The 23,603-nt window shown below is 71.9% G+C and carries 18 protein-coding genes and 2 pseudogenes; 6 read left to right on the top strand and 14 right to left on the bottom strand.

The window, feature by feature from the left end:
• Positions 1-52 precede the first annotated feature (52 nt).
• Positions 53-1,618, top strand: a complete 1,566-nt coding sequence (locus OG289_RS46370) for a hypothetical protein (protein WP_327320033.1) — start codon at positions 53-55, stop codon at positions 1,616-1,618.
• Here the strand turns inward: OG289_RS46370 and OG289_RS46365 are convergent.
• From OG289_RS46365 to OG289_RS46345, 5 genes and pseudogenes are all read right to left on the bottom strand, one after another.
• Positions 1,611-4,406: a hypothetical protein gene (locus tag OG289_RS46365; protein ID WP_327320032.1), complete on the bottom strand. Its 2,796-nt coding sequence runs from the start codon at positions 4,404-4,406 to the stop codon at positions 1,611-1,613. The two genes, OG289_RS46370 and OG289_RS46365, sit on opposite strands and share 8 nt — an antisense overlap.
• The gene (locus tag OG289_RS46360; protein WP_327320031.1) at positions 4,403-5,527 is read right to left on the bottom strand and encodes an ATP-binding protein; all 1,125 of its coding nucleotides are present in this window, start codon (positions 5,525-5,527) and stop codon (positions 4,403-4,405) included. Before OG289_RS46360 ends, OG289_RS46365 begins: the two co-directional genes overlap by 4 nt.
• A gap of 30 nt (positions 5,528-5,557) precedes the next feature.
• Positions 5,558-6,958 (bottom strand): VWA domain-containing protein, encoded by a 1,401-nt coding sequence (locus OG289_RS46355; RefSeq protein ID WP_327320030.1) that lies wholly within the window; start codon positions 6,956-6,958, stop codon positions 5,558-5,560.
• Between the two features lie 8 nt (positions 6,959-6,966).
• The gene (locus OG289_RS46350; protein WP_327321006.1) at positions 6,967-8,337 is read right to left on the bottom strand and encodes a hypothetical protein; all 1,371 of its coding nucleotides are present in this window, start codon (positions 8,335-8,337) and stop codon (positions 6,967-6,969) included.
• Positions 8,338-8,397: 60 nt separating this feature from the next.
• Positions 8,398-8,901: pseudogene (locus tag OG289_RS46345) on the bottom strand (hypothetical protein); the annotation flags it as partial.
• Between the two features lie 269 nt (positions 8,902-9,170).
• Here OG289_RS46345 and OG289_RS46340 point away from each other — a divergent pair.
• Positions 9,171-11,426: an ATP-binding protein gene (locus tag OG289_RS46340; protein ID WP_327320029.1), complete on the top strand. Its 2,256-nt coding sequence runs from the start codon at positions 9,171-9,173 to the stop codon at positions 11,424-11,426.
• A gap of 301 nt (positions 11,427-11,727) precedes the next feature.
• Entirely contained in the window at positions 11,728-12,708 is a 981-nt protein-coding gene (locus OG289_RS46335) for a helix-turn-helix domain-containing protein (protein WP_327320028.1), read from the top strand.
• A 13-nt stretch (positions 12,709-12,721) separates the two neighbouring features.
• On the opposite strand, the gene OG289_RS46330 is transcribed toward OG289_RS46335, so the two are convergent.
• From OG289_RS46330 to OG289_RS46300, 8 genes and pseudogenes are all read right to left on the bottom strand, one after another.
• A complete protein-coding gene (locus OG289_RS46330; RefSeq protein WP_327320027.1) occupies positions 12,722-13,135 on the bottom strand; it encodes a hypothetical protein in 414 nt (137 codons plus the stop codon).
• 24 nt (positions 13,136-13,159) lie between these two features.
• A complete protein-coding gene (locus OG289_RS46325; RefSeq protein ID WP_327320026.1) occupies positions 13,160-13,771 on the bottom strand; it encodes a flavin reductase family protein in 612 nt (203 codons plus the stop codon).
• A 364-nt stretch (positions 13,772-14,135) separates the two neighbouring features.
• Positions 14,136-15,437, bottom strand: coding sequence for a ferritin-like domain-containing protein (locus OG289_RS46320; RefSeq protein WP_327320025.1), 1,302 nt, complete (start codon positions 15,435-15,437; stop codon positions 14,136-14,138).
• A 64-nt stretch (positions 15,438-15,501) separates the two neighbouring features.
• Positions 15,502-16,206 carry a DNA-binding domain-containing protein gene (locus OG289_RS46315; RefSeq protein WP_327320024.1) on the bottom strand — a complete coding sequence of 235 codons (705 nt, stop codon included), beginning with the start codon at positions 16,204-16,206 and terminating at the stop codon, positions 15,502-15,504.
• Entirely contained in the window at positions 16,207-17,121 is a 915-nt protein-coding gene (gene bufB, locus OG289_RS46310) for an MNIO family bufferin maturase (protein WP_327320023.1), read from the bottom strand.
• The gene (locus OG289_RS46305) at positions 17,118-17,759 is read right to left on the bottom strand and encodes a hypothetical protein (RefSeq protein ID WP_327320022.1); all 642 of its coding nucleotides are present in this window, start codon (positions 17,757-17,759) and stop codon (positions 17,118-17,120) included. The genes bufB and OG289_RS46305 overlap by 4 nt, the downstream gene beginning before the upstream one ends.
• A gap of 60 nt (positions 17,760-17,819) precedes the next feature.
• Positions 17,820-18,486: pseudogene (locus OG289_RS49900) on the bottom strand (IS701 family transposase); the annotation flags it as partial.
• A gap of 22 nt (positions 18,487-18,508) precedes the next feature.
• Positions 18,509-19,177, bottom strand: a complete 669-nt coding sequence (locus tag OG289_RS46300; protein WP_327320021.1) for an ANTAR domain-containing protein — start codon at positions 19,175-19,177, stop codon at positions 18,509-18,511.
• Between the two features lie 205 nt (positions 19,178-19,382).
• On the opposite strand from OG289_RS46300, the gene OG289_RS46295 reads away from it, so the two are divergent.
• The 3 genes from OG289_RS46295 to OG289_RS46285 all read left to right on the top strand — a co-directional run bounded on the left by OG289_RS46295 (position 19,383) and on the right by OG289_RS46285 (position 23,298).
• Positions 19,383-19,730: a helix-turn-helix transcriptional regulator gene (locus OG289_RS46295; RefSeq protein WP_327320020.1), complete on the top strand. Its 348-nt coding sequence runs from the start codon at positions 19,383-19,385 to the stop codon at positions 19,728-19,730.
• Between the two features lie 268 nt (positions 19,731-19,998).
• Complete coding sequence (locus tag OG289_RS46290; protein WP_327320019.1) at positions 19,999-22,008, top strand: C40 family peptidase; 2,010 nt, start codon at positions 19,999-20,001, stop codon at positions 22,006-22,008.
• 102 nt (positions 22,009-22,110) lie between these two features.
• Positions 22,111-23,298 carry a cytochrome P450 gene (locus OG289_RS46285; protein WP_327320018.1) on the top strand — a complete coding sequence of 396 codons (1,188 nt, stop codon included), beginning with the start codon at positions 22,111-22,113 and terminating at the stop codon, positions 23,296-23,298.
• Positions 23,299-23,311: 13 nt separating this feature from the next.
• Here the strand turns inward: OG289_RS46285 and OG289_RS46280 are convergent, their stop codons facing one another.
• Positions 23,312-23,485 carry a hypothetical protein gene (locus OG289_RS46280; protein ID WP_327320017.1) on the bottom strand — a complete coding sequence of 58 codons (174 nt, stop codon included), beginning with the start codon at positions 23,483-23,485 and terminating at the stop codon, positions 23,312-23,314.
• Positions 23,486-23,603: the final 118 nt, after the last annotated feature.

Raw genomic sequence — 23,603 nt, 5'->3', positions numbered from 1 at the left:
GCCCCCTGCCCGAGGCAGGGGGCCCGATCGTTTCCTGGGGGGAATACGACGCATGCCCACACCTGAGCAGATCTGGCAGGACGCCGATCTCGCCACCCGGCGCCTGGCCGGGGTCGCCCTGAATCCCTCGACTCCGGAAGATGTCCTGCTGCACCTCCTGGCGAAGGCGCCGCTCGCCGTAAGGATGGTGCTGTGCCGGGACCGGGTGCTGCCCGAGACGGTCGTCGACGCCGTGATCGAGCATCCCGACCACCGCACCCGTAGCTTCTTCACCCGTAACCCCCACGTCGACCCGGCCCAGCGGGTACGGCTGGTGGACGATCCGCACTGGTTCGTCCGCGCCCACCTCGCCGAGGCCCCCCGGGTGACTCCCCCCGCCGAGCCCCGGCCGCTGCCGGACGACGCCGTCATCCGCATACTGAACACGTACGACCCCGAGCTCCTGGGCACCCTCTACCGGCAGTTCTCCGTCGAGCTGCGCCGCTCCATGGCGACGCATCCGGACGCGAAGGTCCGCGCCTGGGGAGTCGGCATGTGGGGGTGGCTGCCCGCCGAGACGCGGGCCGCGCTGCTGGCGGACCCCGACGACGAGGTCCGGGAGAGGGCCGAGGAGCATCTGCGCCACGAGGATCCCGCGTGGGTGGAGAGCGTACTGCCCGAACAGTCCTGCCACGCCCGCACCGGCATACTGCTTCACGACGCTCTCAGCAGGGCCGTCGTGGACAGTGTCCTCACCGCTCCGGCCGGTCCCGGGGATCGGGCGATGATCGCGGCCAACCCGAGTCTCCCTCCTGACGTCGTGGTCCTCCTGGCCGCCGATCCGGACCCGGAGGTCCGGTGGGAGATCACGCGCCGCGCGGACCTCGGTCCCGCCGAGCGCCACGCGCTGGTCACGGATCCCGACCCCGGCGTACGCCGCATGCTCGCCCGCCACCCGGACCTCGACCACGACGAGCGCCGTGTCCTCGCGGCCGACCCCGACCCGAAGGTCCGGCTGTCAGTGTCCGTCCACCCCGCGTGGACCGAGGAGGAACGGGCCGCGATCGACTACGAGGTCCCCCTGGACGAGCCTTTCTGCTTCTACCCGGAGCGTCTGGTGCCCCGGGACCCCGAGGCCGTCCGCCGGGACGCGCTGTCCGCTCACCCGATGCTGCGCCGGGAGGCGGCGAGGGAGCACAGCCTGCCGCCGGACCTCGTGGCCCGGCTGGCCGCCGACGACGACCTCGGCGTCCGCGTCCTGCTGGCCCAGAACCATCCGGACGCCCCGTCGGCCCTCCTGCTGCGCAGCTTCCTGGAGTACACCGGTCCCGAGCGCGCGCATCTCGTCACCCGGCCGAACTTCCCGACCGACGGGCTGGCCGTCCACGCCGAAGACGAGGATCCCGCCGTCCGGGCCCTGGCCGCCCGCGACCCCGAGACTCCGCCGGCCACCGTCGAGCGGCTCACCCGGGACCCCGACCCCGCCGTGCGGGCGGCCTTCGCGCGCCACCCGAACCTTCCGCCCGACCGGCTGGCGGAGCTCCTCGACGACGAGGAGCTGGCCCACCACGCCGCCGCCAACCCGGCGTTGGCGGAGAGCACCCTCCGCGCCCTGGTGGCGGCGCTGCCGGTCAGCTGACGGCCAGCAGCGCCTCCAGCGCCGTCGCGGTCTGCGGGTACCGGGCGAGGAGGGCCGCTCCGGACGACGTCCCCTCCGGGGTCTCCCACGTGCCGTCGTAGCCCAGCAGGTCGGCCAGCGCGTCGCAGGTCGCGGGGTGGGCGGCCAGGAGCGGCAGGCCGCCTCCGGTGCCCGCCGCCGACTCCAGGTGCGCGGGCGGCGGTTCCTGCGGGAGGCGCCACTGCGGTACCCAGGCGTCGAGTTCCGTGAGCCGGGCGGGGAAGACGCGGCCGGCCTCGCGGATCAGCAGCGGGGCCAGCTCGGTGCCGCTCGCGCGCAGGGTCGTGACGAGGGTCGGCAGCCAGGGCAGCAGGACCGGGTCCGGGAGACGGGCGAAAGCGTTCGACACGGCCTCGACGACGAAGTCGGCCAGGCCCGGCACCGGTTCCAGGGCGTGCACGAACCCGCTCAGGTAGCGGGGATAGGCGGGGACGACCAACGGGTTGCCGAGCAGTTCGTCGCAGCGTGCCCGCAGTGCCGTCCTCGCCAGGGTGCCCAGGTGGGTCTGCGCCGCCCACAGCAGTGCCGTGCGGGAGGGCTCGGTCGGGTGGGACTGGGCCAGGGCGAGTTCGAGCTGGGCGCGGTCGCAGCCGAGGGACAGGGCGAGGCTCTCCATGCCGAACAGGAAGCCCAGCATCGCCGCGACCTGGCGGACGGTCGCGTCGTCGTCGGTGAACGCCGTCGGCAGCAGGGTGCAGTAGTGCGCGTAGCCGGTCTTGACGAACGACTCGATCCAGGGCGGGAGCACCGGCTCGGCGGTGCGGTAGTAGGTCAGCAGGCGGCGGACGCGGCGCAGCACCTCCGGCGCGCCGTCGACGGTGCGTTCGCTCGCCAGGACCTCCAGGGCCCGGGAGCCGAGTTCGTCGGCGAGGCGGCGGCTGCGCAGGAGGAGCGTGGCGTCCTCGACGGCCTCCAGGACCTGGGCCGCCGTGGCCTGGGGCGCGTATGCGGCGCGCCGCAGCCGCTGTTCGAGGACCTGCTCGATGCTGACGCCCTCGTAGCCCAGTTCGATGAGGGCGCGCTGGTGGGTGCCCAGGGCCAGGTCCCAGGACTCCTGGATGGGACGCTCGCCGAGGCGCCGTTCGCCCATGATGGGCCGGGCGGCGCCGGCCGGCAGCAGGCGGCGCAGCATCCACAGCAGGTCGGAGCAGTGTTCCAGTTCGGGCCGGGAGGCGATGTCCAGCAGGGCGCGCCGCACTCCGCGCTGCTGGAGCTTCAGGTTCAGCGGGGCGAGCCGGTCGTGCACGTCACGGGCCAGCGGCGGCAGCGCGTCGTAGCCGACCTGGCCGACCCGGTCGCCGCCCATCATGATCTCGACCAGCCGGCCCACGTCCCGCCGGCCCGGAACGGCGTCCTTCTCGATGCAGGTGACCGCCGCGTCCTGGAAGTCGTACGGCGTCGGCTTGGCACGGTCGCGCATCCCGGCCAGCAGGATCGACGTCTCGAAGACGGCGATGGCGTCGGCGGTGGAGGCGAGGTAGCCGTTGCGGCGCGCTGCGCGCACGATCTCCACGGACCAGCCGAGCAGTTCGGCCTCGTCGAGGGCGTCGAGGGCGGGCGGGCGCTGGAGGAAGCCCGTGAGCCGGTCGGCGGGCGGGGCCGTGGGAGCGGGAACTGCGGGGAGGGCCTTCTTCGGCGTCGCGCTCTTCTTCGTGCCCGCCTGGCCTTCCAGGCGGTACGGGCGGACGCCGGTGCGCCTGACGTTCTTCGCCCATTCCGTCGCCGCGATGGACACCGAGCCCGCGGCGAGGCCGAACTGCGCCTCGATCGCCGCGTGGCTGGACGGGATGAGGCCGTGCCGCCACTTGGTGGGGCTCGGCGGGCTGATGGTGAAGGTGTCGCTGCCGCGCACGCCGAACTCCGCGACGCGGCTGGCCGCGTGGAAGGCGCCACAGACGTAGAGACAGTCGGCGGGATCGGTGCCGGTGGCGGCCAGGTGCTCGCGCATCCTCGTCCACATGTACCGCTCGCGGTCCTCGTCGACCCGTACCTTCCCGGGGTCTCCGGGGGCGAGGCGGCGAAAGAGGCTGCCGATGAGCAGCATCACCTGGCGGTAGGTGTCGTGGTCGCTGTCGCCGAGGGGCAGTTCGACGTACTGGTGCCACCATTCCGACCAGTGCCGTACCCGGCCGTGGCGCAGGAGGTGCTCCTCCAGTTCGGCGAAGCGCGGGCGCAGGTCGCCGATCTCCACGCCGACGGCGTCGCCGTGCAGGGCGGTCTGCTCCTCGGCCTGCGGCGCGTCGGGGTCGGCCTCCGGCACGGAGTCGGCGTCCGACTCGGTCTCCCACTGGAAGACATGGTCCGAGGAGCGGTCGACGAGGACCAGTTCGACACCCGGGGTGTCGAGCGCGTAGGCGATGGCCTGGTACTCGGCGGAGGCCTCGGTGACCGGGGCGACCACCGAGAGCGGTGACCAGTCGGCGGGGAAGCCCTCGACCTCGCTCGCGAACGCCTGGACCGCCACCGGCAGCCGGCAGTTGCGCAGCTCGGTGAGGAGGGGCGCCATGTCCTCGCACAGCTCCAGGTAGACCACCTTCGGCTGCTTCTCGCGCAGCCGGCGGGCCATGGCGATCGCCGAGGCCGGTGAGTGGTGGCAGACCGGGAAGATCTCCAACGGCTCGTCCACCGCGCGTTCGACGTCGTCGACGATGCCGCGCAGGATGCCCTCCAGGGCTCCGGGCCCGTCGGCGAACGCCGTTGCCGCCTCGTGCAGTTGGCCGCGCAGCGCCTCGAAGGTGCCGCCGCTCATGACAGGGTCGCGATCGCGTCGCGGCCGCCTTCGAGGAACTCCGGCCAGGAGCCCCCTTCTTCCTTGCTTCGCGGTTCGACGACGCCGTGCAGGTACTTGTTGAGGATGGCGAGGTCCTCGGGCGCGCGCCGGGCCAGGGAGCCGACGAGGGAGGAGGCGAGGGCGTGGGCGGTGAGGGCGCGCTCGCCGAAGAAGTTGCTGTGCAGGATGGCGTCCTCCAGGACGCCGATCTGCTCGGCGGTGGACAGGGCGGACTCCAGTTTCTCGTCGTCGCTGCCGGCCGCTGCCGAGGAGGCCCGCAGATCGGCGAAGCTGCGCAGCAGCACGTCCAGCAGGGTCGGCGGGACGTCGAGCTCGATCTGGTGGCGGCGCAGCAGTTCCTCGGTACGGAAGCGGACGATCTCCGCCTCGCTGTTCTTGTTCGTCACCACCGGGATGCGGACGAAGTTGAAGCGGCGCTTGAGCGCCGAGGAGAGGTCGTTGACGCCCCGGTCGCGGCTGTTGGCGGTGGCGATGACCGAGAAGCCGGGCTTGGCGAACACGATGTTGTCGCTGTCCTGGTCGCTGCCCAGCTCCGGGACCGAGATGTACTTCTCGGACAGGATCGAGATCAGCGCGTCCTGGACGTCGCTGGTGGAGCGGGTGAGCTCCTCGAAGCGGCCGATCGAGCCGGACTCCATCGCGGTCATGATCGGCGAGGGGATCATCGACTCGCGCGACTGGCCCTTGGCGATGACCATCGAGACGTTCCACGAGTACTTGATGTGGTCCTCGGTGGTGCCCGCCGTGCCCTGCACGACCAGGGTGGAGTTGCGGGAGATCGCGGCCGACAGCAGCTCGGCCAGCCAGCTCTTTCCGGTGCCGGGGTCGCCGATGAGCAGCAGGCCGCGGTCGGACGCGAGGGTGACGATGGAGCGCTCGACGAAGCTGCGGTCGCCGAACCACTTCTGGGCGATCTCCCGGTCGAGGCCGTCGGCGCGCTCGGAACCGAGGATGAACAGGCGGACCATCTTCGGCGACAGTCGCCAGGAGAACGGCTTGGGGTTGTCGTCGATCGACTCCAGCCAGTCGAGTTCCTCGGCGTACTTGAGCTCGGCGGGGGCGCGCAGCAGGTCGGTCATGGAAGGGCCTTTCTCGATAGGGGGGAAGTCCTAGGCGAGGAACGTCTTGAGTTCGTGGACGAGCTTGTTGATGTGGCCGGAGATCACCGGTGTGCCGAGGGCCTTGAACCGCTCCCGGAACCAGGGGTTGACCTCCTGCCGGCCGGAGCTGGTCACCGAGCCGACCGGGATGAACTTGACGCCGGAGCGGTGGACTTCCTCGATGGCTTCGAACAACGGCTGGGAGCGGTCGAACTCGTAGAAGTCCGAGATCCACACCATCACGGTGTTCTTGGGCTCGGCGATCTTCGGCCGGGCCATGGCCATGGCGACCGGGCCGTCGTTGCCCCCGCCCAGCTTGGTGCGCAGCAGCACCTCGAACGGCTCGTTCACCCAGGGGGTGAGGTCGAGCGCCCGGGTGTCGTACGCGATCAGGTGGACGTCCACCTTCGGCAGTCCGGCGAAGATCGACGCCAGGATGGTGCAGTTGACCATGGAGTCGAGCATCGAGCCCGACTGGTCCACGACCACGATGAGCCGCTGTGGAGTCGTCTTGCGGGCGGTGTGGCGGTAGTAGAGGCGGTCGACGTAGAGGCGTTCCTCTTCGGGGTTGTAGTTGGTGAGGTTCTTCCAGATGGTCCGGTCGAGGTCGAGGTTGCGGAACACGCGCTTGGGCGGGACGGAGCGGTCGAGCGCGCCGACCGTGGTCTTCTCCACCTGGGTGCGCAGCACTTCGGCGACCTCGTCGACGAAGCGGCGGATCAGGGCCTTGGCGTTGGCCAGGGCGACGCCGGAGAGGTTGTCCTTGTCGCGCAGCAGCTGCTCGATGAGCGACATGCTCGGGGTGAGGCGGGCGGCGAGCTCGGGGTCGGCGAGCACTTCGCGCAGGTGCATGCGCTGGACGAGGTCGGCTTCGATGGCGCCGAGTTCGGGGCCGATGCCGGGGACGAGGCTGCCGAGGTCGGGAGTCGTTCCTCGACCGCCGCGCAGCTCACCGGGCCGGCAGCCGAGCGCGCGCTCCAGCCAGCCCGCGTCGCTCTGCCAGCGGGACAACTGCGCGGCGCCGACGGCTCCGGAGCCGGTGGCGAAGACGTTCAGCAGCACCTTGGACACGAGTGCCGCGCGCCGTACCTCGGCCGCACGATCGCGCGCGCCCTCGTCGGCCGAAGCCTCGGTGCCGGCGTCGGTGCCTGTCCCGGTCCCGGTCCCGGTCCCGGTCTCGGTCTCGGGAACCATCAACCCGTCGAATTCCGCCGCCAGTTCGGGGTGGCGCTGCACGATGGAGTCGACGGAGGTCTGCGGGTCCAGCAGTGCGGGCGGCAGGCCGATGTCCTCGACGACGGCGAGGCTCGCCGACTCCAGGCCGGCCTGCTCCTCGGGGTCGAAGAGGCGGGCCAGCAACCGCCAGTAGAGGACCTGTCGGCGGTTGTCGTCGGGGACTGCCCGGGGCATGTGGTCGCTCATTTCCGCAGCAGCCTCCCCGCTCGTTCGCGCAGGACGGTCACGGCGTCCGTGGCGGCCTTCTCGGCCCGGACGCCGGCCTTGTCGGTGGTGCCGCCTGCCCACGCGCCCGCGTGGAGCGCGACGACCTTCTTGCGCACGGTGGTCTCGACGGCGAGCGGCTGGAGACGGAACCCGCCGCCGTCCCAGCGGAGCAGGCCGATGCACGCGCTGGAGGCGGCGACCGCCTCGGGGGTGAGCGGGCTCGCGGTCGGGATGCGGTCGGTGTCGACGGGGAGGTCGTGTCCGGCGACGGCGAAGGTGAGGGTGACGCCGTCCTGCCTCCTGTCGTAGCCCTCCAGGAACACCGGCTCGGCGATGCGCGCGGGGTGACGTTCCAGGGGCGCGGTGGGCAGGGCGGTGGCGGTCGGCAGCAGGACCCGTGCGGTGGTCATGGCGTCGGCGGGTTCGCCCCTGCGTGCTCGCGTGTCGTCCCAGATCAGGTCGCCCTCGCCGGTGAGGGGCATGGCGTCGAGTTCCATCGCCCGGCCTTCGCCGAGGGCCGCGAGCAGCGACAGGTGGGGCCGCAGCAGCTGCCAGACGCCGGCCTCGACGACGGTGTCCGGCTTCGGCACCGAGACGCCGGCGCGGACCAGGCGGGGTGCCGTGCCGTCGGCGGGTTCGAACACCGCGTGGACCTGGGCCTGCGCGGCGGTGGCGTGTTCGTGCAGGTCGACGCCGAGTGGCAGCAGACGGCCGGTGGCGGTGCCGAGGGTGGACGGGTCGGCGGCGTCGGGCCGGGTCAGCAGCAGGGCGCGGGACCACAGGTCGCCCCAGCGGCGGGCAGGGATCCGTTCCAGGGCGGCGCCGGGGCAGGAGGCGGCGAGTTCGGCGGCGAAACCGTCGAGCAGGGTGGCCAGGCGGCGCAGCTCGGGGTGCGGCAGCATCGCGGAGACGATCGGTGCGGCTCCGCCGGCCAGGTCGTGGTCGATGCCCTGCCAGCCGGCGCGCGCGAGGTCCGACAGCCAGGTGCGGGCGGCCGCATGCAGGTTCACCGTCGGTCGCTCGGCAGGAGCCGTCGGCGCGTGCTCCTCCCGCCTGCGGCCCGTCACCTCGTCGACGCCTGCCGTGAGCGCGTCGTGCACGGCTCCGAAGAGGGCGGTGCGGGCGGCGGCGAGGGCGACGAAGTGGTCCTCGCTCGCCGCTCCGGCCGCGGCCTTCTCGGCGGCCTCGGCGACCCGCGCGGCCAGCGGCGTGCCGGCGACGGCGCGGGCGAGCTCGGTGAGGTCGCCCACCCGGTCGGGCCGGGGACGCATAAGACCGGCGACCAGCGTCCGGTCGAAGGCGTCGACCGCCGCCAGGGCCTCGTCCAGCCCCTCCACGGGCGCGATGAGCCCGCCCGTGTGCTCCTCCGCGCCCGAACCGGGCTCACGCGGGGGCGCCGCGGACGAGGCCGCCGCCCGCGTCGGCGGGAACCAGTGCAGCTCCGGCAACGGGATGGTGACCGGGGCCAGTTCCAGGTAGGCCAGGTGGCGCAGGAACCGGCTGAAGACGGATGCGGCGGCCGCCTTGCCGTCCGCCTGCGGCGGGCGGGTGCCGGTCATCGCGGCGGTGAGGGCAGCGGCGTCCGTCTCCGCGCCGGCGGGCTCGACGCGCAGGTAGCGTGCGACCCGGTCGGCACCGTACTGCAGAACGGCCTCGGTGATCAGGGCGCGGATGTGATTGCAGAACGAGCCGCGCGCGCCGCCGCAGGGGCGGTTGTTGTTGGTGCTACAGGCGAAGGCGTACGTACCGGCGGCGACCGACGAGACGTACACCCGCTCGATGTCCGAGCCGCTGGAGACCACGCCCTGCAGGCGTCCGTCGGCCAGTTCGACGAAGGGGACCTTGGCAAGCTTTCGCGGTCGCGCGGGCGGCACCACCCGGGCGGTACTCGCGCTCTCCCAGTCCGACAACGCACCATCTCCTTTGCAGCACAAGGCTCCACACGCCGAATCGGCGCAGCACAGGGGGGTTGCCGCACCGGATCGGCGCGACACTGACGAACTTACTGGCGACCACTGACAACGCCGTCCGACGGCAGCTCCTGACGTCGTCCGGCGAGCGCCGACGACGCCGTCCGCATGCCGGTCGGCGTGGGCCCGCGGGGTGTCCGGCTCTTCTAGAATTCCGATGATCATGCTCGGGGGCGACGGCAGGAGCATGTCGACGTGAAGGGGCGGGATTGAGCGGGGAACGGGCGGCGTTCGGGGCGCTGCTGCGGGAGTTGCGGTTGTCCGCGTCGCTGACCATCGAGGGTCTGGCGGAGGCCTCGGGCGTGAGTGTGCGGGGCATCGGCGATTTGGAGCGGGGGCGGCGGGCGGCTCCGCAGCGGCGGACGGCCGCCGCGCTCGCGGACGGTCTGAGCCTGGACGAGAAGCTGCGGGAGCGGCTGCTCACGGCGGCGCGGGCCGGGCGCACCGGGGGCTACAGCCCGGTGGGTGTGCGGGCGTTCCCGCGCGGGATCGACGACTTCGTGGGCCGGGCACGGGAGTTGACCCGATTGACAGCGTTCGCGGAGCAGCAGGCCGCCGCCCAGCCGGTGGTGGTGGCGGTCTCCGGGCCGCCGGGCACGGGCAAGACGACGCTGGCGCTGCACGCGGCCCGGAATCTCGCCGACCGGTTTCCCGACGGGCAGTTGGTGCTGGACCTGGGCGGCACGGACGACGAGCCGCCCGGTCCCGCGGAACTCGTGCTCAGCGTGCTGAAGGCCCTCCAGGTGACCGACCGGGACCTCGCCCAGGCCGGGCCGCAGGGTCATCCCGCGCTGTACCGGCGGCTGTTGGCGGAACGGCGCTGTCTGCTGGTCCTGGACAACGCCCGTGACGAGGGCCAGGTGCGCCCGCTGCTGCCGGCCGCGGGCGCGGGCATGGTGGTGGTGACGAGCCGCCGCATGCTGACCGGGCTGGACAGCGTGCACCGGCTGCCTCTCGGGGTGCTGAACCCCGCGGAGGCCGCCGAGTTCCTGGCCTCCCTGGTCGGAGCCGAGCGCGCCGCCGCCGATCCGGCCGCCCTCGCCGATGTCGCCGAGCGCTGCGATCATCTGCCCCTCGCCCTGCGGGTGGCCGGCAACTGGCTTGCCACCCGCACCGGTTGGACCGTGCGTCGGCTCGCGGACCGCCTCTCCGTCGAGGAGCGCCGCCTGGACGCGCTGGCCGCCGGGGACGTACGTGTGGCCGCCGCCTTCGATCTGTCCTACCGTCAGCTGACGCCCTCGGCCGCCCGCCTGTTCCGACGGCTCGCCCTGGTCCCCGGCCAGGACACGGCGGCCCCCGGCGCCGCCCGGCTCACCGGACAGCCGCTGTTCGACGCCGAGGACACCCTGGAGGAGCTGGTCGAGACCGGGCTGCTGGGGACGGACGGGGACCGCTATCGCCTTCACGACCTGCTGCGGCTGTACGCCCGTGCCCGTCTGGAGGCCGAGGAGAACGCGCGGGACGTGGACCGGGCCCGCACGGCGTTCTTCCGCTGGCTGCTGGAGACCGCCGTCGTCGCGGGCCGTTGGTTCGAGCCGGACCACGGCGCTCCGCCGCCCACCTGGCAGGGAACGGTGGACCTCTCGACCGCGGGCCGGGCCCGCGCCTGGCTCCAGTCGGAGGGCGCCAACTGGCTGGCCGCCCTGCGCGCGGCCGAGGCCGCCGGCGAGCACGCCACGGTGGTGGAGGTGGCCGAGGCCCTGCACTGGTTCTCCGACCAGTGGATCTTCTGGGGACACTGGCCCGAGGTCTTCGGCACGGCCGCCCGGTGCGCACGGGCGCTGGGCGATCCGGTCGTGGAGGCGACACAGCTCAACTACCACGCCTGGGCGCTCCTCGTCTGCGAACGCCGCCATCAGGACAGCCTTCTGCGCTCCGCCGAGGCCCTCTCCGTGGCGGAACGGGCCGACGATGCCGGTCAGCAGGCCTGGGCCCACATGTACCAAGGCTGGGCGCTCCAGCAGATCAGCGACCTCGGACCCGCCGCCGACCACCTGCACCGGGCCGCCCGCCTGTTCGAAGGCGTCGGCGACCTGCACGGCGGTCTCCAGGCCCGGCACGGACACGCCATCGTCCTGGAGAAACTGGGCCTGCCCGAAGAGGCGCTCGCGTTCTACCAGGACACGCTCGACTTCCTGGAGCAGGTCAGCGACCGACTGGAACCGCATATCGCCGACATCACCCGGCTCGGGCTGCACGCGGGCCTGGGCAGCAGCTTCGGCGCGCTGGAGCGCTGGGCGGAGGCGGTGGACCGGCTGAACACCGCTGTCGCGATCTGCCGGGCGAGCGGCAACACCGCCCTGGAGAGCCGCCAGCTCGTCAACCTCGGTAACGCGTTACTGTCTGCCGGACGTCCGGCGGAGGCACGCGCGGCCTTCGCGCGCTGTGTCTCCCTCGGTCTCGACGCCGACCCGAAACCGGTCGCCGAGGCTCGCGATCTCCTCGCCCGTCTCGACGCGCCCTGACCTCGCCCGCCCGTCCCCGGGTCGCCGCACCACGGAGACGGGGGCGGGCTCGCGCCGCCGACGGGCGAGGTCCCTCGCCGTGCCCCCCATCCTGCTGGCGCGGCCTCCCCCGCGTCTTTTCCGACAGCGCACCGTGCTGTTCCCTCAGCGCACAACGGACGGCGGTGCCGACGCCGTCCGCGTTTCTGCCTGCTTCCTGCCTGGAGACCGCCGTGGGCCGCTGGTTGGCTGATGACGGCGGGAAGATCGGGCCGACGCCCGATCTCTCCGCCGGTTTCGCACAGGTGGAGAGGAGAGCCAGGTGGCCCTGGTGCTGACGACTGCTTCGGTGCCCGACGGGGAGAAACTCACGTACTGGCGGGACGCGCTGGGCAGAGCGCTGGTGCCGATGGCCGTCACCGCGCGGGCCGACGGCCCCTTCGAGGGACGGATCTCCACCAAGTGGCTGGGGCACCTGCGCATCTCCACGATCGACGCCGACGCGCACCGCATGAGCCGCACGCCCGCGCACATCGCCGACGCGGCAGCGGGTCCGGCCGCGGACCAGGTGGCGGTCGGCGTCCAGAGGGTGGGCACGGCGACGCTGATCCAGGACGGCCGCCGCACCTTCGTGGGCGAGGGCGACCTCGTCGTCTACGACACGGCACGACCCCACTCCCTGGACTATCCGCGCCGCTTCTCCACCCACGTCGTGCACATGCCCCGGCGGGCGGTGGGGCTGCCGGAGGAGGGACTGCGCCAGGTGACCGGGACCGCGATCCCCGGGACGGACGGCATCGGCGCCCTGCTGGCGACCTTCCTGACCTCCCTCACCGCGTCGGTCCCGCCCTGCGCCCCGGCCGCCGCCGCCAGTCTGGCCACGGGTGTCGTGGACCTCTTCGCCACACTGGTCGATACGCGCACCCCGCGTGTCACGGCACCGCGGACGCACCCCGGTGACCACCTCGTGCTGCGCGTCCGGGACCACATCGACCGGCATCTCGGTGACCCGGACCTGTCCCCGCAGACCGTCGCGGCGGCGCACCACATCTCCGTGCGCTATCTGCACCGGCTCTTCGAAGGCGAGGGCGTCACGGTCGGCCGCCTCATCCAGCAGCGCCGTCTGGAGCGGTGCGCCCGGGAACTCGCCCGCGCCGACGACTCGGCTCCCACGGTCTCGGCGGTGGCCCAGCGCTGGGGTTTCGCCAACCCCGCCCACTTCAGCCGGGTCTTCCGCGCCGCTTACGGACTCTCCCCACGCGAGTGGCGCGGCGCACAGAACGCCCTGCTCCCGACCGGCTGACCCGGGCCGACGGTCAGCGGTCTCCCGGTCGGCGGGATCGGCACGCCCTCGATCGGCCGCGGCCCGACGCCAACGTGTACAGCACGGCCAGCCCGGCGACCGTCGCCACCGCGGCGGCCCCGCCCCGGGAACGCCGTGCCAGTACCGAGCCGGTGGACCGGGCGGACAGGGCCGAGCCCGCGCTGAGCCAGGAGCCCACTGAGGCGAAGGAGACGGCGGAGCCGACTGACCCCACGGACAGGAAGCTGCCGACCGAGGCGACGGACAGGGCGCTGCCCACGGAGCCGATGGAGAGGAACGAGTCGACGGAGCCGATCGACAGCGCCGAGTTCTTCGACCACAGCGAACGCCAGGAGGCGTCGGGGCTGTCACGCGTCGTCACGGGGAGAGTCGTCACAGGGCGAGTCGTCGTGCGGCGAGTCGTCATGGGTCGAGGATACGTTCGACGCGGTCAGGACGGCGGCCAGTCGCGGTAGGCGATGCGGGCCAGGTCGTGGACCTCGCCGACCGTGCCCCACTCGTCGCCGCCCAGCCGGGCCAGGGGCCGCAGGCGCCGGATGTCGGGGCGTCCGTCGACGATGACGTCCTCCCGTACGGCGGCGTGCACGACCTCGCCGAGGACCAGGGTGGAGTTGCCGATGCCCAGGGTCGAGTGCAGCCGGCACTCCAGCGCGACGGGCGAGGCGGCCACGCGGGGCGGTTTCACGCGCGACGAGGGCTCCCGCGCGATGCCCACCGCGTCGAACTCGCCCTCGTGCGCGGGGAAGTCGACGGCACTCGCGTTGATCTGCTCGAAGAGCGGCTCGGATGCGAGGTTGACGACGAACTCGCCGGTGGCCTCGACGTTGCGCAGCGAGTCCTTGCGGCCGACGGAGGTGAACTGGACGATCGGCGGGTCGGTGCAGGCGACGGTGAAGAAGGAGTGCGGTGCAAGGTTCGCGGTGAACGGGTCCACTGCCGAGACCGTGGAGACCCAGGCGATCGGCCTCGGCACCACCACTGCGGTCAGAAGCCGGTAGAACGCTGTGGTGTCCATGGCCCGGGGATCGAAGTCGATGCGCATGTCGATCAGTATCCCGCGCTGAGCCGAAGAACATATCGCCAGGTCAGCGGCACGGCGAACCCGCGAAAGCCGAGGAAGGTCCGGGTGTCGAAGGATCCGAACCCTGAAGCCGGCAGAGCAATGCCCACCGCCACCGACCTGTCTCTGTGGGACGACTTCGAGGTCCCCGCGCAGGCCCGACGCGGCCAGGTGACCCTGAGCCTGCACGACCACCTCGCCATCTACGCCCGCAATCGCCCAGCGGCTTGCCTGCGCATCTCCTCCGACCGATTCGGTCTGGAGGCCGGCGTGGACCGCCGGCATGGTCGTCTTCGCCGCCCACGCGGGTCGAACCTGCGGATCGGGGCCCGGGTGCGGTGTGCCGTCACTTCGGTTGGGGGCGGCTGGCGGGGGGCTGCGAGGAGATCTGGTCGATGTCGGGCATTTTGTCGATCAGCCAGTGGACGCTGTTGTCTCCGCCGAGTTCAGGGAAGTGCGCGATGGCTTGGTTGCACAGCCACATCAGGTGTTGCTTCATGGTGTGGGAGCCGGACTTCTTGATCTCGGCGGGGAAGTCGTAGAACTCGAAGGTCGGGGCGGCGAAGACGGGCACCGTCGCCGGCTCGGTGCGCAGTTTCGTGGCGGGGGTTTGCATGAGCAGGTCGGCGATGCTGTAGAGCAGGCCGCTCATGGCGGAGACGAAGGTGCGTTCGAGGTGGTAGCGGGGGCTGGCCGTCTCGGCCGCGAAGGTCGCGGGCAGGTTGTAGAGCTTGTCGAGCATGGCGAGGGTGTAGAAGTAGGCGGCGTTGAAGAGCTGGGCCAGGCTCGCGGCGGGCTCGTCGAAGTCGCGGCCTCTGGGGTCGACAGGAACGTTGCGCACGTTTCCGATGGGCTCGATGCCTTGCTGGATGCGCAGGAAGCGGGCGTAGTGGGAGAGTTCGTCCAAGCCGGGGGTGGGGTTGACCGGGTCGATGGGGACGGTGGCCTTGGCGGGGTCGACGCCCTCCCCTTGTTCGACGACGATCTGCAGGGCTTCGCGGGCGGTGGTGAGGTCGGTGATGAGGATGGGTTCGCCGCCGCCGTCGCGGTTCCAGTACGCGCGCTGGTACTGCCAGGCGGTGCTGTCCTTGGCGTACTGCCACAGCCTGCTGCCCTCGGCGCGGTCCACGCGGACCAGGCCGTCCTCGATGGCCCGGTAGAACTGGCCGAGGGTCTGGTACTGGTCGGGCTGCGCCGGCGCATGGTGCTCGGCGGGCAGCTCCAGTGGCAGGAAGACGTCCTTCATCAGCTCGGGCGAGCAGGGTTGCAGGTGCAGTTCGAGGTCGGGGACACGGTGCAGCATCTTGCTGGGGTAGCTGGGGATGAAGTGCTTGTCGTTGAAGGTGATCCGGTCCCCCGCTCCGAGGGCGACCAAGAGGTTGCGGACCAGGCACAGGTGCAGCATTTCCTCGATCGCGATCGCCACGATGGTGCGGAAGGCGGAGATGCCGGGCAGCCACTGGTTGTGGCCCTTGGTCTGGATGGAATAGGCCGCGTACAGGTACATCGGGATGGTGGACATCTCCACCTGCGCCGCCTGGTGGAGATGGTTGACCAGGGTTTCGTAGTCCTGGATCGGTTCATTCGGATTCACGCGAACCAGGGGCTCGATCGTGAAGGGCAGGCCGGCAGTGGTGCGGGTTGTCATGGTGGCTCCAGTTCGCTTGCCGGGCGCGGGCGACCCGGACAGGGACGGGGTGGGGGCGTACCGCTCACGCGGGCGTCCGCGCCTGTGCGGTGTGGCGGGGCTGGGTGGCGCCACCGCTGCCGGCCTGCGGGGCCGTCTCGGTGACGACCACGGTGTGGCCGCGGCGGCCCAGTGTCAGCAGGACCGGCCGGGCCGGGGGTGGTGCGGGGTCTTGGCCGTGGGCGACGGCGGTGGCGTAGGTGTGCACGGGATGCCGGCAGGCCAGCAAGCGGTGGGGGTTCGGTTCGGCGGCGTCGTACACCTCGGCGAAGGCCCGCTCGAAGCGGGCCAGGTCGACGACGAGGTCGACCCACGGGTCACGTTCATCGGCAGGTCGCCCCGCGTCGGGTCTGCCCTGGATCAAGTGGGCGGGAAAGCCCTGCATGTAGCGGTCGAGGGTGTAGCCGCGCGGAGGAAGGGCGTCAAGGTACTCCGTGGCGAGGACGTCGAACGCCTCGGGGCCCAGCAGGTGGCGCAGCGCCGGGAAGCAGGAGTGCAGGCTGCCCAGCAGACGTAGCCGGTAGCCGCGCTGGTAGACCGCCAGGCGCTCGTGGGCGGCCTGCCGCGAGGAGCTGGTGAGGACGTCTGCGACCCGGTCCGCTCCTTCGCCCTCCGCTCCGTGCGGGTGCAGTATCGCGGTCTGGAACCAGCGTTGAAGACCGGCCAGGTCCGCGGGCCCTGCCGCATCGGCGGCACTGTGGTGCGGGGCCGGATGCGCGGTGGTGGGCATTCACCCTCCCGCCACTGCGGCCGCCACCGCAGCCCTGGCTGCCGGTACTGCGCGCTCGGCCAATTGCCTTGCCGGGCCGAGGTGGTGCACCAGGTCGGGGAAGGAAGGCAGCCGGTCGTCCCACTCCAGCAGGGTGGAGACGGGACCGCTGCGCGCCAGCACCGCGGCGTACAGGTCCCACACGGGCGGCGTGACGGGCCCGTCGTGGGTGTCCATCAGGTGGGTGCCGGCGTCGGTGTGACCGGCCAGGTGGATCTGCACCACACGGTCCAGCGGCAGCGCCGCCAGGTAGGCGTGCGGGTCGGTGCCGTGGTTGACCGCCGAGACGTAGAGGTTGTTCACATCCAGCAGCAGCGCGCAGTCCGCCTCGGTGACCAGCCGTGCGACGAACTCCTCCTCCGGCATCGTGGAGGCGGTGAAGCCCACATACGAGCTGGGGTTCTCCAGCACCAGCGGGCGCTCCAGGACGTCCTGGACCATCCGCACCCGCTCGGCCATATGGGCCAGGGCCTCCTCGGTGAAAGGGACCGGCAGCAGGTCGTGCGTGTTGACCCCGGCCACCCCGGTCCAGCAGATGTGATCCGACACCCACGCCGCACCGACAGCGTCCGCCAGACGCCGCAACCGGGCCAGATAGTCGAGATCCAGTGGATCGACACTGCCGATGGACATCGACACCCCGTGCAGCACCACCGGGTACCGGTCAGCCACCCGGTCCAGCACATGACGCGGAAAGCCGCCGGAGTCCAGGTAGTTCTCGCTGATCGCCTCCAGCCAGTCCACACCCAGCCCGCCCTCCAGGTGATCCAGGACCCATCCGTGATGCGGAGCCCGCAGACCGACCCCGAACCCCAAAGCGGGAAGCGCGAAGCGGGAGATCGAGGAAATGCCCCCGCTGCCGGGCGGTGATGTCACGAAGCAGCCCCGTCGGGCCCGGCCGTCACTGCCGCACCCTGCCGCGCTGCGCCGTCCTGCAGCCTGCGCTTCTGCTTGTCCTGCTCCGTCACTTCGTACGGCGGGACGACGTCGTCCGGGTAGCCCTCGCCCGGAGCGGGACCGAACGGGATCCCGGCCTCGTACATCCTGGCCTCGAACAGCTGCCGGGCCAGCTTCCACACGCTCTTGCCCTTCAGCGGGCCTCCGGCGAACACCCGGCTGACGTTGATCGGGCTCGCGCAACTGCCGTTCTCACGACACGCCTGCGTACCCGGCCTGGCCAGCTCCGCGTCCGGCCCGGTGTAGCCGCACCCGCCCTGCCCCCGGCACTCGTTGGCACCGTGGCACACGTGCAGCACCGTCGCGCACCGGCCCATTCCCGCCATCGGTGCTGTGCCGTCCCGGTCATGCCCCTTGCAGGCGTTCAAACCCATGCAGACATGCAGCTCGGTGATCTTCTGGAGCTCCGCCGCCCCAGCGCGCGGCCCGCCCGACTCACTCGCCATCCGCCGCCGAGCACGGCCCAGCGTTCCGCCGGCCCGCACCGCCTCGAACGCCTCCAGGACCGCCGGATCATGCGCCACCCGGCCATCGCCGTCGCCATCACTGCCAGCCATGGGCCTACCTCCTCCATCGAAAACGGCCCCGACGACGGGCCCCTTGTCGTCCACGTTTGGTCAAAGGCGGCGCAGCAACGCCGACCTGTACATCTCAGCCTCACGGGGACCAGCCAACGACGCACGGGGAGCACCGCTATCCGGGTCAGGCGCCATCTGAAGCCCTGCGGACCCGCACGTTGGCGAAGCCGACGGGCCTGGCAGTGCGTCAGGACCGACTGACCGATGGCTTGGAACGGGCGGGGGCGGGGCGCACCAGGTGTTCCAGCAGAAGCTGAACGCGCGGCTCACGAAGGTCTGGTGGCGCCGGATGGCGGCATCGGAGCGGACCTGGAAGTCGGCCCGGCCGGGTTCGTCCTTGACATGTGGGCAGCTCTGCTCGACCAGTGCCGCAGCCCGTGGATCCGCACGATTTCGGCGAGAGCGGCGAGCGGGTGGGGCGATCAACGACGCGGCGGGCGCCCGGGAGGAGCAGGTCGATGGCCAGGTACCAGGTCGCCTTGGCCGGGAGGGTGGCCGGGTCGGCGGTGGCCACCACCAGGCGGACGTTCCCGTCCCGCCCCCACCGGCCCGGCCGGGCCCCGGCGGCCCACCGGGTGGCGGTGTGCCCGTCGCGGAACGTGCGCTCGGTCCGCGACCAGTCACCGGGATGTTCCGCATCCCACCAGGCCAGGCGGCCGGCAGCGTCGACGGGAGTGTGGGCGTCGGGGCCGTAGGCCCAACTGCCGGGTCAAGGTCTGCCGACGGGATCAATCGTCCACACGATCGATTCCATCGTCCATTGCGGGAGCGACGACCTCCGACCTGACCTTGGCCACCGCCGCGGCCACCTGTTCCTGTACGGCGTCCGCCGGCGGGTCCCCCTGCACGGCGCAGACCAGGTCGCGGGCGAGGTGGTGCAGCTTGGTGTTGGTGTTCTGGGAGGCCAGGACCAGGACACGCCAGGCCTCCTCGGCGCCCAGGCCGAAGGAGGCCATGAGGATGCCGCGGGCCAGGTCGATCACGGGGCGGGTCTGCATGGCGCGCCGCAGTTGTACGACCTCGATGCGCAGGTCCCGCAGGGCGCTGCCGTCCGGGGTTTCGGCGGGCCCGCCGGAGCGGTGCGCGGCGCCGCTGCCCTCGCCGCCTCCATGGCCATCGCCATCGCCATCGGGGCAGGGAGCCTCGAACAGTGTCCAGGTGCCGGTCAGGGCCAACAGCCGGTCGACCGCCGGGCCGGTCGTGCGCAGGGCGACCGTCTTCCCCTGCCTCAGGGACTGCTCGCGCAGACCGAGCAGCACGTTCAGGGCGGAGCAGTCACAGAACGCCACACCGCCGAGTTCCAGGTCGACACCGCCGGCCGCGGCGCCGAGAGCCGCGCGCAGGGCGTACTCCAACTGTTCGGCCGCCTCGAGGTCGAGCTCACCTCGCACCGCCACGACGACACGGTCGCCGTCGGGACGGACACCGATTTCGGGCCCAGGAACGGGCCGAACCACATCAGCAGGTTCCGGCATGACCGCCTCCCCCGGTCACTCCACACGTCACCATCAAGACTCACCCCCTGCCCGTCATACGTCAACCGATACATGAAATGAAGTTCCGGCCTTTGTATACGTGAATCTCCAGGCGTAGGATTGACGCATGGAGGGAGTGCCCGAGCCACACAACGGATGGACGTTTCTGACCAATCACGCCCGCGTGCTGGCCGTCATCGCGGACGATCACAGCGCCCGCATCCGGGACATCGCCGCGCACTGCCGGCTGACGGAACGAGCGGTCCAGAAGATCATCGCCGACCTCGAGCAGGACGGCTATCTGTCCCACACGAGGGAGGGGCGCGGCAACACCTACCGGATCGAGCCCGGCAAGGTGCTGCGCCATCCCGCCGAGGCGGGGTTGAGCGTGGCATCCCTGCTCTCACTGCTGATCCAGGACGAGGCGGGCCGCGTCAGGCGCCCCGAGACCGAGGCGCGCGCTCCCCGTTCGTGACCGTCCCGCACGGCCGGCGGGTGGGCGCGGCGGCGGCGAGAGACGAAGGTCACGAATACGTATCGGACATTTAGCGTTTCAATCTTCACACCAGTCACACAAGTTGGCTAGGTTGACGCCAGACCGCACGAACGACTCCGGCGCATACCGCCGGGTCAGGCGGCCCAACAGTCCCGCAGGGCACAGAGCTTGGGGCACCCTCGACTCGGGGGTCGCCCGGATCCGGGGGCCGGTTGCGCCCGCGGAGCACGGAAGGAGTACGTCTGCCATGGCGACGGAGGCGTTCGAGCCCAACCGGGCGGAGATCCAGCAGGCGGTCAACGCGTTGTACGACCGGGCCGAGAACGACACCGGGAAACACAACGTGACACGCGCCCAGTCGGGTGGCGGCCGCCGGTCCGGCGTCTCCTTGAACCGGGGGCGCGGAGGGGCCGATCCGTCGTTGGAGGCAGTGACCCGCAAGTGGTTCGACGCGGCGCGCAACAGCATCGGTCCGACCGTGCCGGCAGTCCTGCCCACCGACCGTATGCCTGCCCGCCCCATCGCCCCGGCGACTCCCCGTGTGCCGAAGGAATTGGAGAGGGCCTTCGAGAGCAGTGCGCCGCGCGCACGGCTCGAACTGGAGGCGCCCGAGCGCCGGGTACCGGAGCTGACCGCGCGAGCCGTCGCCGCGCTCCCCCCGGCAGCCGAGCAGACGCTCGAGCCGCGCCGAGCGGAGCCCAAGGCCCTGGCGCCCTCGCCCCAACCGTCGCCCGCGCCGTCGATGACACAGCCGATGCCTCAGCCCTGGAACACCGGGCAGCAACAGGTGTTCCGCACGGAGGCCGCGGCCGCGTGGCCGAGTCAGCCACCGGCGGCGCCGAGCCCCGACGCGGCCTCACAACGCGGCGGAGGTGGCGACGACCAGCTGCCCGAGTTCAAGATCATGACGCCGGGGGCCGGCTCCGCGCGCGTGAGCGCCACCCCCGAGCCCGCCTTCCCGACGTCCGAATTCGGCGTCGCGAAGCCCGCGTTCAGCTTCCCGATGCCCGAAGTCGACCCCGCGACGGGCACATTCATCCTTCCCGACTTCGATGCCGTCGGCGCCATTCCCGCGTCGGACACCCTGGCGCCGCAGACCGGCCCGTTCGCCTTCCCCATGCCGGACTCCGCCGCGACCATGCCTGCGGCCGACACCCCGATGCCCCAAGCCGGACCGGAAACCGGGTCGTTCAGCTTCCCCATGCCGGAAGCTGCCGCCGCCACACCGGCACCCGGCGTCCCGATGCCCCAAGCCGGACCGGAAACCGGGTCGTTCAGCTTCCCCATGCCGGAAGCTGCCGCCGCCACACCGGCAGCCGGCGTCCCGATGCCCCAAGCCGGACCGGAAACCGGGTCGTTCAGCTTCCCCATGCCGGAAGCTGCCGCCGCCACACCGGCACCCGGCGTCCCGATGCCCCAAGCCGGACCGGAAACCGGGTCGTTCGCCTTCCCGATGCCCGACGCCGGTCCCGCCACCCCGCTCGCCGACACCCCGCTCTTCGCTGCCATGAATGCCGGGGGCGGCTTCCTGACCTCCGAACTCGGTGTGGCGCAGCCTCCGTTCAGCTTCCCGTATCCCGCAGCCGACTTCACCCCGCCGACCTCCGATGCCCCGATGCCCCAGATCGGCCTCGCAACGCCGCCTGCCGGCATTGCCGTGTCCGAGGCGGCCCTGACCGTGCCTGCGGCGGGCTTCCCGCATCCCGAACTCGTGGGCGCTGCCTCCGTTTCCGGCTACCCGGCTCCAGGAGTCGGCGTCGCCCCGATGCCGAGCATGGCGGCCCCCGCAGGGCCGGTCCTCGTGGCTCCCGCCCCCGCCGCCGTACCCGCCCAGGCTCCGATGCCCGTTTCGGCCACGGCCCCCGTCGGCACCACCTTCAGCGCGACCGGCACCGCCTATCTGGGCAAGGCTGAAAAGGCGCTCGCCTTCGCGCGTGCGCAGATCGGGCGGCCCTGCCTCCCGGGTGCCACAGGACCGGAGTCGTACGACTGCTCCAGCCTCACCCAGGCCGCCTGGCTGGCCGCCGGGGTCAGCCTGCCGCGGTCCGCCATCGACCAGGCGAAAGCCTTCACTCGGGTCGGCCTCGACGAGCTCCGCCCCGGCGACCTGGTGTTCTTCCACGACGACCTCAGCCACGTCGGTCTGTGCACGGACGGTGCCACGATGGTCCACGCCCCGGGTCCGGGCGCGTACATCCGCGAGGAGGCGATCCTCCCGTTCGGGGATGCGCTGCGCGGCGCCGTTCGTCCCGCGTGAGCGGGCCGCCTCCGTGGTGCCGTGTGGCCGGTAAAGGGGCATCGCGGGGGCGCTCGTCGCGGCGACACTGACGTCCGGTGCGGCGAAGGGGAGGGTGACCCGATGGGGGACGCGCGGGAAAGCGTGCGGAAGGTGGAACGGGGGCGCGGCAGGCCGGGTTGTCCGGTGCGCCGCGGCGCGGACGGAACCTGGGAGGTCCGGGGGTATCCGGCCGCCCGTGAGGTGCTGCGCGCCGGGGAGACGGTGCAGGCCGGTCTCGGGATCGAGACGGTGGAGAAGCTGCCGTCCCGCATCCGTCGGCCCGTGCTCTACCAGGACGGTCCCGGCCACCGCGAACAGCGGCGGCAGACCGCCCGGTTCTTCACACCGCGGCGCGTTGACGAGCACTACCGCGAGCTGATGACCCGGGTCGCCGAGGAGCAGCTGGCGGTGCTGCGGGCCGCCGGTACGGCGCAGCTGTCCGACCTGAGCTTCGCCATGGCGATCGAGGTGGTGAGCGACATCCTCGGGCTCACGCACAGCCGTCCGGGTCTGAAGTCGAGGCTGGAGCGTTTCTTCCCCGAGGAGTTCGGGCAGCCCGGGCTGACCAGCCTGCGAGGTCTCCACTGGCTGCTGCGCCAGAACGTGAACTGGCTGAGCATCCACCTCGCCGACGTCCGCCCGGCGATCCGCGCGCACCGGCGCCGACAGCGGGACGACCTGATCTCGCACCTGCTGGCCGAGGGGTGCTCGGGTGCGGAGATCCTCGGCGAGTGCCTCACCTACGCCGCGGCGGGCATGGTCACCACGCGCGAGTTCATCTGCGTCGCCGCCTGGCACCTGTTCGACGACCCACTGCTGCGGGATCGGTACCGGGCGGCGGAGGAGCCGGAGCGGCTGGAACTGCTCCGGGAGATCCTGCGGCTGGAGCCCGTCGTGGCACGCCTGTCCCGCCGGGCCACCGCGCCGATGCGGGTCGGCGGGGCGTCGGTCGGCCCCGGGGAGCTGATCACCGTCTTCGTCGACGAGGCCAACGCCGATCCGGACGTCGTCGGCCGCGCGCCGGGCCTCCTGCGCCCGGGCCGGGTGCCGGCGCTGGGCCCGGGGCCGGCAGGGCTGGCCTTCGGGGACGGCGCCCATCGCTGTCCGGGCGCCGGGATCGCCGTACTGGAGGCGGACGTCCTGCTCAGCAGGCTCTTCGCGGTCGACGGTCTGCGGATGACCGGCAGACCACGGGTCTCGTTCAAGGACGAGATCGGCGGCTACGAGATCAGGAACCTGACGGTGACGGTGCCCACGCGCCGGGGCTGAGTCGCCGACTCCCTCAGTGCGTCGCGGAGTTGGCGCGCGCCTGAGCTCTTCTGGCGTTGTTGTGGATGCGCAGCAGGTGTTTGGAGACGGCGCACGGTGCCATGTCGAAGTGACACTGACGGCACGTGCGGACGTGCTCCTCGTAGGCGGTACGGGCCTCTTGCAGGGCATCCTCTGGAGAGGGCATCGGGGGTCCTCCGAACGGAACGACTGTTACCGGGGGCCGGAGCTACTCACCAGTAGGGCCCGCGTCAAGAGGATTTCATCATGTTACTTACGGTAGCGGAAAATGGGATTCCGGCCGG

Source organism: Streptomyces sp. NBC_01235 (assembly GCF_035989285.1).
Lineage (GTDB): Bacteria > Actinomycetota > Actinomycetes > Streptomycetales > Streptomycetaceae > Streptomyces.
The sequence above is the reverse complement of the archived record's forward strand: the minus strand, read 5'-3'. Positions and strand labels throughout refer to the sequence as shown.